The sequence below is a fragment of the Cesiribacter sp. SM1 genome, from assembly GCF_020178975.1.
GTDB lineage: Bacteria > Bacteroidota > Bacteroidia > Cytophagales > Cyclobacteriaceae > Cesiribacter.
The window spans coordinates 467,020-479,792 of record NZ_JAHXBU010000092.1 but is presented as its reverse complement, the minus strand read 5'-3'; the positions used below and the strand labels follow the sequence as shown (position 1 = coordinate 479,792).

Genomic DNA, 12,773 nt, shown 5'->3' with positions numbered 1-12,773 from the left:
TGCATCTATATCATACCTAATTGTGGTATGCTGAAAGCACAAAAAAGCCTGGAACTATAAAGTTGCAGGCTTTTTTCATTGTTAAACCTCATTTTTAAGCTTTTACTTTTTCGTTGCCGTAACTGCCTGCCATTTTACTGAAGGAATCTGTTGCCCTTACTGGATTTTTTATGGAGCCAGGCTGCTTTTTGTTTTCAGAACCATCCTGTTGCTGCACACAAAAGGCCAGCATGGGGTAATCAAATTTCAGGTGCCCCTGTGAAGTGTTGCGGTAAATACTGACTACCTTCAACATTCTGCCTGCAAAAAATACACTGTGATCCTCGTGCAGGTCCTGTTCTTTTGCAGATTCTGGGGTACAATAAAAGGGCTCGGCAGCTTTACGCATTAGTGCTGTCAGCTCCTGTACCTTTTCATTGAATGCTTCTTCTGATAACTTGGCAGGCGTTGTAAAAACAGCCATGAAAGTAGGGCTTTTTGCTTTTCCCTCTTTATGATCATGTATAAACCTGGCCAGATCCCGGCATAGGCCTGCAGTAGCGGCAGCACTTCCAAGCTGGGGGTATACACCAAAGCTGCAGCTTTTTTTTCTGATTGTCAGCCCATGCTGCTGCTCCTGTGCCTTAAGTGTTGATACAAATGCCGAAAGCTTTTGAGCAACCTTTTCAGTTGTCTGTTTCATTGGGCCTGTAACAGGCTCAAAGGTGGGGATTTCTTTTTGATGTAAGGTGCGGTAATTGCTATGTGATATGGCCTCCTCACTACAAAAAGGATTAAAAAATGCCATGTAAAATCTCCGGTTGTTTTATGACATTTAATACGGCCTAATGTGTAAATGGTTGGTTTTAAATCGTGTGCGAAATAAAATAATCATAAGAACAGGAAGTGATTTTACCCACATCATGCCGCTGCATCTACGCTAGTGCCGAAGCAGCTGGCGTTCACTGTATTAGCTTGCTGCTTTCTTCCAGCTCTTACAGGTTTGCATTGCCCCCAACGGCAAACTACATTAAAAAATATTGTTCCGATTGTACCAGGTGCTTGAGGGGAGCCAGGCAATATATTCACAACTCTGTTGCTGATCTATTTCGCTGTATTTTATCTGCCGTTTTGCGCAAAATTTAAGTTCGTGCTGTTATTCATTTATTTCATAATCGATAGGTTTAAAACTCCCATTGTTCGATTGGCCCGCAGAACAGGCAGTAAGACCTACCACCAGGTCCATTTCAGCTCTGAACATAACATAGTCTCCGGCTTTGCTCAGGGGCGGCTCTACACTTAGGCTGCCATCCGGAAATATCTGCACGTTCATGAAAATGTTAAAAGTAGTAGGCACCTCATCGGGTGCTATTCCCCATGCTTTTAAATTAGAGTACAGGTTCTCGTGGCAGGAGGGGTGGTGTCCTTTAACTTTGTATAGTTTATGAAACATCTCCAGGCTGCAGGGAGTCAGCAAAAAGTCATGTCTGCCACAGGTATCTTCCAGTAAAGTAAGCATAGGATTGCTGCGGTTGCTGTACAGTATATGACCTTTTTTGATCAGCCATGCATTTGCATAATCAAGAGTGCGGCCGCTGCTTAACCATTCCTCTTTGTCGTGCAGCTTATAGCAAATCAGGTCACTTACCTGCTCACCAAGGGGATCTGTTATTTTCAGGTACTGCCCCTTTTTCAATTCAAAGGCAACACCACTTTGTGGAGATATTCTGCCTTTCATCAGCTTTTTCATGATGGATATGGGTTAAGAAAGAAAAGGACATTTCCAGTTATCTGCAACTGAACGGCCACTGTACTGTCTGGCTTCTGATGCATCACCAAAATCCTTCAGCATGGGGTTAACTGTTCCCTGAAGCCTTTTGTCGTTTCGCCTGACCACAGATTTCACCTTTTCATAGATACCTTCGTTGCGTAAGGCCTCAAACTGTTCGTGCAGGTTAAATACAAGCATGGGGTACTCGAACCGGCGCGCTTTACGGCTGCTGTTCGGGTGCATGCCCACTATGTAAAAAGCCTTTCCGCCAAAGCTAAAGCTAAATTTACTGTCAACAGGGTTGCTGCTGGTGGTGGTGTCCCACGAATAAAATGGTTTTGCCGCCTGATGTAGCAAATTCAGCTGTTGCCACAGCTTTTCTTCAAATACTGCTTCACTCATACTTTTGGGAGCTTGAAAAACTGCCATGAATGAGGCGTATGCACCAGGAATTTTGCTACGCTCGTGCAGAAAACTAATCAGGTCTCTGCTAAGCCCTGCCGTAGCGTTTATACTTCCCAGCTCCGGATAAACCCCAAAGCGGCAGCTGCCGCTTCTAAAGGCAGATCTTGCCATGATGCAGGGATGGTTTTTATTGATGATGAAGGTGTTTAACTTCCTGGCAATATGTTCATTAAAATTATGTTGCGGCGAGTCTCCAAACTCACTGTCGGTTTTGTAGGGGGTATTATCCAGAGCATTATAGTTACTATACCGCCTGGCATCCTGGCTGTTAAATGGATTTGGTGGCATTGTTTAAAGTTAGATCCTATTCTTTAAACGGATATGTAGCATCAAGGTTATTTAGTGTATTCTGTTCAGCCAGCGCAACACATAAGTTTAGTATATGAAGGGAAAATTAGTCATAGGAATTGCAGCCAGCTTAAGCTGCTGTTAATGTATTTCCCCTGTCTCTTGCACTATTTAACCCTAGCTAAGGCCTGGATCCCAGCAATTAAGCATCCATGATCTCAAACTCGATGGGCTTTAGTGAGCCGTTGTTATATTGTACTGATGCGCAGGCTGTAAGTCCAACGATCATGTCCATTTCGGCCCTGAAAACCACATAGTCACCTGCTTTACTGCCTGGTTTTTCTATGCTTATGCTGCCATCATGCCTGAACTTCACATGCATAAAAATGCTGAAGGTGGTATAAATTTCATCCGGGTCAATATCCCACCCCATCAGACTGTGGTAGAGGTTCTGGTGGCAGGACTGCTGATGGTTTTCTGTTACGCCATGCTGCTCAATGGTGTGCTGATTACAGGGGGCAAGAAAAAAATCATGCCTGCCACAGGTATCTTCCAATATGCTGAACATAGGGTTGCTGCGGTTGCTGAACAGTACATCGCCTTTACTGATGGCCCAGGTTCTGGCATGGTCAAGGGTGCGGCCACTGCACAGCCATTCATCGAGATCTTTTAAGTTATAACAAATAAGCTCGCTCACCTGCTCCCCCTCCGGGTCTGTAACTTTTAAAAGCTGTCCCTGCTTAAGTTCAAAGGCAATTCCTGTATGAGCCCTGATTAGTTCCTTTGTAACGGTCTGCATTTTTTAAATTAAAAAGGTGTGAAGTATTAGAAATCTGTCTGATGATGCTGAATGTGTACCAGATTTGATAGCGGCTCGCTGGTAGATCTTGATCCAAAAATGAAGAGCTTGCATGCGGAATCTTAAGAGTTTATGGGAGCAAATTTGGCTGAATCTAATACTGCTCACCATGCTGTATACTATCAGGGTTTTACGGATTGCCTGCAGGAAAGTTGGTAGCTGTAAATTCGGACCTAAAAGTCGTATTTTAGCTGAATTTTAAGGTTGCTGCGGGTGCTGCCTTCAATTCTTTCGAGACCACTGCCAATCACCTCTCTGTCGCGGTAACGGCTGCGGGCCCACCTGAACCAAAAGCTAAGGTTAGGCCCGGCTTTCCATTGCAGCATAGCGTAGTAACGAATGCCCCGGCCGTAGTAAGCCGGTACCGTAAAGGACCACAGCACGTCCTTCTCGAATGCATACTGCCTGTTCTCCCAATCGTCGGTATGGAATAGAGCATAACGGGTGCTTATGCGCCAGTTGCCTAAACCATAGCTGGCATCCTGTATCAGGGCGTAGCCACGGCTAAAAATGCCCTGCTGCTGAAAGCTGCTCCACTGTACACGGCTGCGGAATTGCAGTGCCTGATCGGGTCTGTAATCCAGGTTCAGGAGGTAGTTCTTTTTGCTTCCCGCTGCCAGTATTCTGGTTTTATCGGGGCCGGAGATGTCTCTTTGTTTAAGCTCATTCCTGAACTGGACGTGGAAAATTAGCTGCTTGCCAGGTTGCCAGTTCAGGCGCAACAGGTATTCATAACCATCAGATGGTGCACTTACCCGGTATCGTAGCCATGGAAACCAGAAACGGTCAACATAGGCAGTTAGCCACAAGGCTTTGCTGTGTTGGTACTTCAGCCCCCAATACAGGCCGCTTTCATTTTGCAGCCGTGTACCTTCTGCAAAGCCGGAGCCATAAAAGCTGTAAAAGTCTTTTGTATAGTGCCTGTACAGGAGTGAAACATCAAGCCCCTGGCTTATAGGGGCTATAACGCCTGTAATGCCACCCCAGCCACCTCCTTTACTTATGGCCCATTCTCCAAAAAGCCCAAGCTGATGCCAGTGTGCTTCTGTAAAAACACTTGCAGTAAAGTTATGGCGGCCTCTAAAAGCAAAGCGGTTGTAAAGCTGAGGCAGGGGCTGTTGTGGCTGGCTAAAGCGGGTGTATAAACTTGTGTAACCAATGCTGAATTTTCCCGGAGCTATCTGCCAGCGGCCGGCACTGCCAAAGTTTGTTTCTCTCAGTGTATTTCTGTTTGCCAGTTCGGTGCGTGTGCGGTGCAGCCCTGTAGTCTGAAATGCAGAGAAGAAACGATCTTCTGCAGTAACAAGGCTATCGGTGCTGCTGCGAATGCTTGCATCCCTGGGAGTACTGCCGGCAAACAGGCTTATTTCTTTTCTGTGGGATCCAAAAGTAACGCCAGCTCCCTTAAAAAAGCCACTTTCCACCACAGAGGTGTAGGGGCGTATACCAAGGGAGGGTCTTGCAACGGTAGTAATGGTTTCAGAACCTTTACCCAGGTAAAAGCCTGCTCCCAGCACCAGCCCTTGTCCATACTGTACCTGGTAGTCGCCAACCACGATTCGTTTAAATGGTCCCCGGTTCCAGATCATGGCATGGAAGGAATAAAAGTCTGCTCCATACTGTTTCTCTGCAGGCCTGAAGGAGAGCTGTTCCCCTGCATCTTTTTCTGCAGTTAAGCCAATGCTAAAACTGCGGGCTTTGCTCATGCGCAGCCTAAAGTACAATTTATCAGGTGAGCCTGTAAAGGCGGGTGGCAGTGAGTCTGCCCCCGGAATAAAACCAGCCTGCGGTTCTGCCAGCCTTTCCCATCTTAGCAGCGCAAAGCGGGTGCCTGTAGTAAACATATGCTCTATCAGGGAGCGATTGTCTGAATGCAGACCCCTTTCCTGTACCCGTACAAATGGAAGTAACTGCTGAATAGTAGCCAAATCCCAGCCCGGTACCGCCTGTAATTCGTAAAGGCTTAGCAGAGGACCATTTCTGTTGATGTGCTGTAACAGGCTTTCTATCTGCCGGTGGTTCAGGAGGTAGAGCGACTGTAGTTCTTCCCGGCTGGCCCTGTTCAGATCCAGGGGCTGGGTGTAAAAAAGCAGCAGGGTCTCGTACAGTTCTTCATAGGGAAGGTCGTCTTCCTGTAAAGGAAAAATTCTTTCAGCAAAGTTTTCAATATCAATGGCAGGGCGGGGTGGTTCCTGGGCTAAAAGGGGTAAGGTGCTAATGAAGAAAGAAATGTATAGCAGCCCTTTTTTCATTTCTTGTCATTTAACGTGAGGCTAAAGCTAGCATGGTGCAAGAGGCCCAGGTGGCGATGGTGCTGCAGCGCATAATCTATTTTCAATTTCCCGCTTATAAATCCAATGCCCCCGTGCAGGCTTTCTGGCCTGGTGCTAAAACCACTGCGCAAGGCCAGGAATGGACGCAGCCGGTACTCAAAGCCGCTTTTGAAGCTGGCTGGGTAGTCCACATCCTTTTCTGTTTCTACAACCAGCAAAAAGAGCTCAGTAGCCTGCCACTGCAGCCCTGCTCTCAACAGGGTAGGGATGTATTCTCCAGTTTCAGGACTCAGGCGGGATTGTGTAATATTGTATGCGAAGCCGCCAAACCGTAATTTTGGGATCAGTTCTGCAGTACCTCCAAAGGAAAGCAGCGGCACTGTTCTGCTGCCGAACCCTTTTGTGGCAGCCTGAACAAAGCCAGCCTGCAGGCCAATGGAAACAAAGTTGATCTGATGCGCAAAGCCAAGGCTGCCTTCGGTAAGGCTGTAGGCACCAAAGCCAAAGCGGCTGATGCCTGCACCGGCTACACCCGTGTGCAGCGGTGTACAAAATGTTATTGCGGCAGTTGATAGTTCCGGTATGTTAAGCCTGCTCTGGAAGCTGGCAGCAACCGTGGCTTCCTGAACTCCCGCCAGGGCACCAATGTTGTAATGCAGTGCCCACACATCAGTTACCGGTGCAGCAGCACCGCCCATACCGGCTGCCCTGGCCCCGGTCAGCTGGTAAACAAGCTGGGCTTCTGCAAGCAGGTATACATTTAGCAGACTAATAACTAAAAAAATGCGTAGCATAGACAATCTTCTAAATAAATCAGGCACAGCTGTTAAATGTTTATTGTTATTGCTTTTTCTGCCCTTTTTGTCTAATGCACAAGTGGCTGATACCCTGTATTATGCCAATGGTGCTGTAAAGGCATACGGAGTCCTGAAGGGTGGATTGCGGCAAGGGCAGTGGCAGTATTTTTATCCTGATGGTACTCCCAATGCGCTGGAGCAGTACCGTGAGGGCCATTTGCAGGGAGAGGTCTTAAGCTTTGATTTCAGCGGAAAGCTGATAGGAAAGGAGCATTATGTACAGGGGCTGCTGCAGGATTCTGCCTATTACTACCACAGCAACGGGCAAGCCAGAAGTAGCGGTATGTTTGAGAAAAACCTGCACCAGGGGCGCTGGAGGTTCTGGAATGAGGCTGGAGTGCTGATCAGAGAGGGTAGCTATAGAAATGGACTTCCGGAAGGACAATGGAAGTTTTACTACGATAACGGACAGATCTGGCAGGAGGGAAGTTTTACCGGGGGTAAAGAAGAAGGTCTGTGGAAGTACTACCGCGATAATGGTAAGCTGGAATATACAGGAAGCTGGAAAGGGGGTGAAAAATCAAACGACTGGTTCTACTATACTCCGAGAGGTAAGAAAAAGAAAATAGATCCGTAAGCTATGATGCTTTTTGATACTCCCAGCGGTACCAGCTACCCATACCTCATAACTAAAACTTTATACCCTTCTCACAAAGGCCGGAAGGTGGCTGTTACCCTGTAGTTATCAAATACAATACCAGTAACCACCAGTTTGCTGTCAGTCAGTTCATCCACCCTGGCCTCCCAGTCCATTTTATCCTGCCAGTTGATGTGAATTTCTTCTCCATTTCCAACAAATGACCAGGTGCCGGTAGCCTGTACTTCAGGTTCTGGTGTTGGGTTTTCCGGGTCTGCAGGAGGGCAGGGGTTGGGGCCACTGAGTATTTCACCTCTTCCATCTGAATAAAAGCGGTATATTTCATCTCTCTGGCAGTCAGGGATCTGGTCTACCACATTGAATAAAATATATGTTACTTTCTCCAGCCGCCAGTCTTTGTGGCTGCCATTGGTCAGGCGCATCAGGTTTTCCGGCAGCGGCACCTTCTCCTGCTTGTTACAGGCAGAAAGCAGTAAAATAAAAATCAAGAGTGATGCTGACAGGCATTTAAAAGTCATGTTACAGTTGTTTGAGGTGCTTGTACAGTTTTTCAACAGGTAAACCCATTACATTGTAATACGAGCCTTCAATCTTTTCGATGCCCACCATGCCTATCCACTCCTGAATCCCGTAGCTGCCGGCTTTATCAAATGGCTTATAATTGGAAACATAGTAATCTATTTCCTCCTCATCCAACTGCCTGAAATAGACTACTGTTATATCATCGAAGATAACTTTTTTTTTCCGTTGCAGCAGGCATACGCCGGTAATTACTTTGTGACTGGTGCCGGAAAGGCGCTTTAGCATGCTTACCGCCTCTTTTGCATCTGCTGGTTTATTGAGTACTTCTTCTCCTAATACTACGGTAGTATCTGCTGTTATAAGCAGGGCATCCTCCAGCTCATCCACAAAAGCATCTGCTTTTTTTTCGGCCAGGAAACGTGCTACCTCTCCGGCAGGCATAGCTGCAGGAAACACTTCGTCAGTTTCCTTCACCTTTACCGAAAAGGAAATGCCCGCACTCCTGAGCAGCTCCTGGCGGCGCGGCGAGTTAGAAGCTAAAATAATCGGGTAAGGTAAATTCATCTTCCTTAATTGAGCCAAATAAAAAACCGCTGATCATTTTAGGATAGAAGTAGGTAGATTTTTGTGGCATGGTATAGCCGCTGTAACATACCCGCTTTACATCTTCCATGGAAATGTCCTTGATGATAAGTGCACATTGTGCTTCCTGTTTCAGAACTTTGGTAAGGCAGTTGGCAAAGTTTCGCTCAAAGCTAATGTGCTCCGATCGCCGCTGGTCTTTACCGGCAATTCCCAAAGCTTTGTCTATTACAAAGTAATGAAGTACCGTCAAGTCCAGTTCTTTTACCTCCTGTGGCATCTTCCAGTGTAACAGTTCTATTACCTCCGGTTTAAGCCTGATCTTGTAGGTAATGTCTTTCAGGATCAGGCCAAAGGCCCATTTTTTACCCAGTATAATGGTGTTTACATCATAAGGATTATCAAGCTCCTTGATGATAAAGTAGGGATCCAGTTTTTGAAGCAATGCTTTTTCATCAAAGTCTGCCAGGCCACTGATCAGGCGGTGGGTTGGCATAATGCGTATGTCATCTCCCTCAGTGTTGGTAAGGTACATCAGGTGAAAATTATAACCTTCTGCACCTGTATGGTGAGGATTTTCTTTTGTGCGCTGCTTTCTGTACATCAGGGAGCTTTCGTAGCGGTGGTGACCGTCGGCCAGAATTACCTGCTTATCCGAAAGTACTTCCTGGAACCGTTTTATTACCCTGGCATCATGAATAACGCTCATGCAGTCCCGCACGCCCTGATAATCTTCAGATTCGTACACCGGTTTCTGCATGCTTTCGTCCATGTACCCCTCGAGTTCAAAATGAGGATCGGTGTAGAGTCCGTGGGTAGGGCTAACATTCAGCTGGGTTGCGTGCAGCAGCTCAAGACGGTCATTTACTGATTTGGGAATGGTGTTTTCATGCCTTAGCAGCACCTTTTCGTCCCAGTCGTAGGCCCTGATGTAGCATACAAAGCCTTTGCGAACAAACTCCTGCGAGGAGCCGGGAAAGGTAAAGTACTGGTAGTGCACATAAATGGTCGGCAGCTTATCCTGCAGCAACACGCCTTGCTGCTTCCAGTTTTCAAGCCTCATGGCAGCTTCATGGGCAGGATTATCTCCCGCCGGTACCGATAAATGTATACTGTTGTATGGGTTTTGATAGAGCTCCTGCCGCTGACGTTGCGAAACTACATCAAAGAGGGGAGAAGTAAGTTCATCTATGTTCCTGAACCGTTCCTGGTTAAAGCGCCAGGCCCGGAATGCTTGGATCTCGGCCATGTTCTGTTCTTATTGTTTGCTACGTTTACGCCATTTAGAGGGCGCTGCTGTAACCGCCTGCTCATTGCTAACCTTTGTGGTTTTGTTGCTGTGAAGATAGATTGCGAGGGCAGCTGCCAGCATTTCTTCATCAGCATCGGGCTTGGGGTGTAACAACTCAGGCCTGAAATATTTTTCTACGAATTTAGTATCGAATCGGCCGCTGATAAAAGCATCATGCTCCAGCACAAAACGGCCAAAGGGAAGGGTAGTAGTGATACCGGTAATCTGGTACTCTTCAATAGCCCTTAACATGCGCAGGCGTGCTTCCTCCCGGTTCTTGCCCCAGGTAACCAGCTTGGCTATCATGGGATCGTAATAAATGGGAATCTGCATGCCCTGCCGAAAGCCATCATCGACCCTGATGCCGGGACCCTGGGGGCGGCGATAGGTCTGCAGTGTGCCTATGTCCGGCAAAAAGTTATTGGCAGGGTCTTCGGCATAAACCCTTAGTTCCAGGGCATGGCCATTGATGTGCAGATCTTCCTGCTTAAAAGATAGTGGCTTGCCTTCTGCTACATAGATCTGTTCCTTTACCAGGTCTACACCGGTGATCATTTCTGTAACCGGGTGTTCTACCTGCAGGCGGGTGTTCATTTCCAGGAAATAGAAATTCAGCTGCTCATCAACAATGAACTCTACCGTACCTGCGCCGTAATAATTACAGGCTTTGGCTACCATAACGGCGGCCTCGCCCATGGCTTTGCGTATTTCATCCGTCAATACTGCCGAGGGCGCTTCTTCTATCACTTTCTGATGCCGGCGCTGTACGGAACACTCCCGCTCGAACAGGTGGACAATGTTGCCATGGTGGTCTCCCATTACCTGTATCTCTATGTGGCGCGGGGAGGTAATGAATTTCTCCAGGAATACCGATCCATCACCAAAGGCAGAGGTAGCCTCGCTGATGGCCCGCTGCATGCCTTCTTCAAAATCCTGGGCCTGCTCAACTACCCGCATACCTTTACCGCCACCACCAGCGCTTGCCTTAATCAACACCGGGTAGCCAATTTCTGCTGCTTTGCGTTTGCCCTCGGCAACATCTGTAAGGGCTGTGGCTGTACCTGGTACCAGGGGAATATCATACTTGGCTACTGCAGCCTTTGCAGCCAGCTTGCTGCCCATAATTTCTATGGCATGAGCGGAGGGGCCAACAAAGATGAGGCCGGCTTCTTCTACTTTTTTGGCAAATCCTGCATTTTCAGAAAGAAAACCATAGCCGGGGTGAATGGCATCAACCCCAAGCGCTTTACATACATCAATAATACGATTACCCAGTAAATAAGACTCTGCAGAAGGAGCCGGACCCAGGCAAACAGCCTCATCGGCAGCCTGTACATGCAGGGCATGGCGGTCGGCCTCGCTGAAAACTGCAACGGTGCGAATACCCATTTCCCTGGCAGACCTGATAATCCTAAGCGCAATTTCTCCCCTGTTGGCAATCAGTAGTTTCTTGATTTTATGCATATCTGAAATAAAAAATCTGTTTTGTACTTTTGAAAGTGTACAATGCTACTAATTAATGGGCTAAAACCGAAGAAGCAGCAGGAATTTTATAGCCTATTTTGTACAGTCGGGAATTAATTTTACTTTTGAGTGTTTTTTGTTTTGACCGTAGAATTGTACAACATAACTATTAACAGTCTTGGATCTGTTTGAAAAACTACTGCAGGACCGGGGACCTCTAGGAAAGCATTCGCAAGCTGACGAAGGCTATTTCATGTTCCCCAAGTTGGAGGGTGAGATCAAACCACGCATGGTATGGCGTGGTAAAGAAGTTCTCACGTGGAGCTTAAACAACTATCTTGGATTTGCCAATCATCCTGATGTGCGCAAGGCGGATGCCGATGCTGCTGCCCGCTGGGGAGCTGCCTATCCGATGGGTGCGCGTATGATGTCTGGAAATTCAGATCAGCACCTTCAGCTCGAGAATGAACTTGCTCAGTTTGTTCAAAAAGAATCTGCCTACCTGCTTAACTTTGGTTACCAGGGGGTTGTGTCTATTATCGATGCCCTGGTTGACCGCCATGATGTGATCGTGTATGACTCAGAATCCCATGCCTGCATTGTAGACGGCGTTCGCCTGCATATGGGTAAGCGGTTCGTTTACTCGCATAACGATATGGAGGCCCTGGAGAAACAGCTGAAGCGTGCAGAACGCATCACTGCCGAGACTGGTGGCGGTATCCTGGTTATTACCGAAGGTGTTTTCGGTATGTCGGGCAACATGGGCAACCTAAAGGATATCGTTGCACTGAAGAAAAAGTACAACTTCCGTATTTTCATTGACGATGCACATGGTTTTGGTGCTATGGGCCCAACTGGTGCAGGTGCTGCAGAAGCTCAGGGTGTACAGGCCGACATTGACCTTTACTTCTCTACATTTGCCAAGTCAATGGCGAGCATTGGTGCGTTTGTAGCCGGTAACCGCGATATTATCGACTACCTGAAATACAACATGCGCTCACAGATCTTTGCCAAGGCACTGCCCATGATCTTTGTGGAAGGAGCACGCAAGCGTCTGGAAATGCTGCGTACCCAGCCTGAGCACAGGGAAAAACTGTGGACGATCGTAAATGCACTGCAGTCTGGTCTGCGTGAGAAAGGTTTCGATATTGGAACTACTACCTCTCCCGTAACCCCTGTATTTTTAAGAGGTGCGCTTAGTGCGGCTACCATTCTTAACAAAGATTTGCGTGAGAATTATAACATTTTCTGCTCTGTGGTAATTTACCCGGTAGTGCCAAAAGACGTTATCATGCTGCGCATTATACCTACAGCGGTACATACCCTGGAAGATGTGGCTCAAACAATTCAGGCTTTCTCTGAAATCAAGCATAAACTGGATACTGGTGCATATGTAAACCACGAATATGCAGCAAAAATGGCCATGTTTGACGCTTAAAAGGGGGTATTGATTTGCGATTTTTAATGAAATAGCTATATTGCTTTTAAAATAAAAATCCTAATCAGTTAACCAAACTTAAGCCAATTTATGAACCGCTTCGACCAAATCAGAGACCTGGTAATGTCGCTTGAGTCAGACTTCCAGAAGTTCTACGACAAAGAAAACCAGGCTGCTGGTACACGCGTTCGCAAAGGTATGCAGGAGCTTAAAAATCTTGCCCAGGAGATACGCGTTGAAGTTCAGAATAAAAAGAACGACGCAGAACAAAAGTAAGAATCTACATTCTGAATAAACTGCATCAGACTTTACTAAGATTATTATACAATAAAAGCGACACTGCAAAGTGTCGCTTTTATTTTTGCTCCATCTTCTGAAGCTTTTAT

Annotated in this window: 13 protein-coding genes; 3 read left to right on the top strand and 10 right to left on the bottom strand. The window is 46.9% G+C overall.

Annotated features, from left to right (window positions below):
• Positions 1-94: 94 nt before the first annotated feature.
• The 6 genes from KWJ01_RS21790 to KWJ01_RS21765 form a co-directional block, all read right to left on the bottom strand.
• A complete protein-coding gene (locus KWJ01_RS21790) occupies positions 95-682 on the bottom strand; it encodes a YqcI/YcgG family protein (RefSeq protein ID WP_224999230.1) in 588 nt (195 codons plus the stop codon).
• A 453-nt stretch (positions 683-1,135) separates the two neighbouring features.
• Positions 1,136-1,729, bottom strand: a complete 594-nt coding sequence (locus KWJ01_RS21785; protein ID WP_224999229.1) for a DUF1989 domain-containing protein — start codon at positions 1,727-1,729, stop codon at positions 1,136-1,138.
• Positions 1,730-1,741: 12 nt separating this feature from the next.
• Positions 1,742-2,503 carry a guanitoxin biosynthesis heme-dependent pre-guanitoxin N-hydroxylase GntA gene (gene gntA / locus KWJ01_RS21780; protein WP_224999228.1) on the bottom strand — a complete coding sequence of 254 codons (762 nt, stop codon included), beginning with the start codon at positions 2,501-2,503 and terminating at the stop codon, positions 1,742-1,744.
• Positions 2,504-2,705: 202 nt separating this feature from the next.
• Positions 2,706-3,302: a DUF1989 domain-containing protein gene (locus KWJ01_RS21775; protein WP_224999227.1), complete on the bottom strand. Its 597-nt coding sequence runs from the start codon at positions 3,300-3,302 to the stop codon at positions 2,706-2,708.
• A gap of 233 nt (positions 3,303-3,535) precedes the next feature.
• The gene (locus KWJ01_RS21770; protein WP_224999226.1) at positions 3,536-5,614 is read right to left on the bottom strand and encodes a helix-hairpin-helix domain-containing protein; all 2,079 of its coding nucleotides are present in this window, start codon (positions 5,612-5,614) and stop codon (positions 3,536-3,538) included.
• Positions 5,611-6,429, bottom strand: a complete 819-nt coding sequence (locus KWJ01_RS21765; RefSeq protein WP_224999225.1) for a hypothetical protein — start codon at positions 6,427-6,429, stop codon at positions 5,611-5,613. The genes KWJ01_RS21770 and KWJ01_RS21765 overlap by 4 nt, the downstream gene beginning before the upstream one ends.
• 82 nt (positions 6,430-6,511) lie before the next feature.
• On the opposite strand from KWJ01_RS21765, the gene KWJ01_RS21760 reads away from it, so the two are divergent.
• The gene (locus KWJ01_RS21760; RefSeq protein ID WP_224999224.1) at positions 6,512-7,069 is read left to right on the top strand and encodes a toxin-antitoxin system YwqK family antitoxin; all 558 of its coding nucleotides are present in this window, start codon (positions 6,512-6,514) and stop codon (positions 7,067-7,069) included.
• Positions 7,070-7,140: 71 nt separating this feature from the next.
• Here KWJ01_RS21760 and KWJ01_RS21755 read toward each other — a convergent pair whose 3' ends face one another.
• The 4 genes from KWJ01_RS21755 to accC are packed head-to-tail and all read right to left on the bottom strand — an operon-like array spanning position 7,141 to position 10,949.
• A complete protein-coding gene (locus KWJ01_RS21755) occupies positions 7,141-7,608 on the bottom strand; it encodes a hypothetical protein (RefSeq protein WP_224999223.1) in 468 nt (155 codons plus the stop codon).
• A gap of 1 nt (position 7,609) precedes the next feature.
• Entirely contained in the window at positions 7,610-8,176 is a 567-nt protein-coding gene (locus KWJ01_RS21750) for a Maf family nucleotide pyrophosphatase (protein WP_224999222.1), read from the bottom strand.
• Positions 8,142-9,443, bottom strand: a complete 1,302-nt coding sequence (locus KWJ01_RS21745) for a DUF1015 domain-containing protein (protein WP_224999221.1) — start codon at positions 9,441-9,443, stop codon at positions 8,142-8,144. Before KWJ01_RS21745 ends, KWJ01_RS21750 begins: the two co-directional genes overlap by 35 nt.
• Positions 9,444-9,452: 9 nt before the next feature.
• Positions 9,453-10,949, bottom strand: a complete 1,497-nt coding sequence (gene accC, locus KWJ01_RS21740) for an acetyl-CoA carboxylase biotin carboxylase subunit (RefSeq protein ID WP_224999220.1) — start codon at positions 10,947-10,949, stop codon at positions 9,453-9,455.
• A 178-nt stretch (positions 10,950-11,127) separates the two neighbouring features.
• Here accC and KWJ01_RS21735 point away from each other — a divergent pair, with 178 nt between their 5' ends.
• Positions 11,128-12,387: an aminotransferase class I/II-fold pyridoxal phosphate-dependent enzyme gene (locus tag KWJ01_RS21735; protein WP_224999219.1), complete on the top strand. Its 1,260-nt coding sequence runs from the start codon at positions 11,128-11,130 to the stop codon at positions 12,385-12,387.
• A 90-nt stretch (positions 12,388-12,477) separates the two neighbouring features.
• Positions 12,478-12,663 (top strand): histone H1, encoded by a 186-nt coding sequence (locus tag KWJ01_RS21730; protein WP_224999218.1) that lies wholly within the window; start codon positions 12,478-12,480, stop codon positions 12,661-12,663.
• Positions 12,664-12,773: the final 110 nt, after the last annotated feature.

Excerpts from the sequence above, each read along its gene's own strand:
- KWJ01_RS21790 (WP_224999230.1), bottom strand. The coding sequence starts at position 682 with ATGAAACAGACAACTGAAAAGGTTGCTCAAAAGCTTTCGGCATTTGTA.
- KWJ01_RS21785 (WP_224999229.1), bottom strand. The coding sequence starts at position 1,729 with ATGAAAAAGCTGATGAAAGGCAGAATATCTCCACAAAGTGGTGTTGCC.
- gntA (WP_224999228.1), bottom strand. The coding sequence starts at position 2,503 with ATGCCACCAAATCCATTTAACAGCCAGGATGCCAGGCGGTATAGTAAC.
- KWJ01_RS21775 (WP_224999227.1), bottom strand. The coding sequence starts at position 3,302 with ATGCAGACCGTTACAAAGGAACTAATCAGGGCTCATACAGGAATTGCC.
- KWJ01_RS21770 (WP_224999226.1), bottom strand. The coding sequence starts at position 5,614 with ATGAAAAAAGGGCTGCTATACATTTCTTTCTTCATTAGCACCTTACCC.
- KWJ01_RS21765 (WP_224999225.1), bottom strand. The coding sequence starts at position 6,429 with ATGCTACGCATTTTTTTAGTTATTAGTCTGCTAAATGTATACCTGCTT.
- KWJ01_RS21755 (WP_224999223.1), bottom strand. The coding sequence starts at position 7,608 with ATGACTTTTAAATGCCTGTCAGCATCACTCTTGATTTTTATTTTACTG.
- KWJ01_RS21750 (WP_224999222.1), bottom strand. The coding sequence starts at position 8,176 with ATGAATTTACCTTACCCGATTATTTTAGCTTCTAACTCGCCGCGCCGC.
- KWJ01_RS21745 (WP_224999221.1), bottom strand. The coding sequence starts at position 9,443 with ATGGCCGAGATCCAAGCATTCCGGGCCTGGCGCTTTAACCAGGAACGG.
- accC (WP_224999220.1), bottom strand. The coding sequence starts at position 10,949 with ATGCATAAAATCAAGAAACTACTGATTGCCAACAGGGGAGAAATTGCG.
- KWJ01_RS21730 (WP_224999218.1), top strand. The coding sequence starts at position 12,478 with ATGAACCGCTTCGACCAAATCAGAGACCTGGTAATGTCGCTTGAGTCA.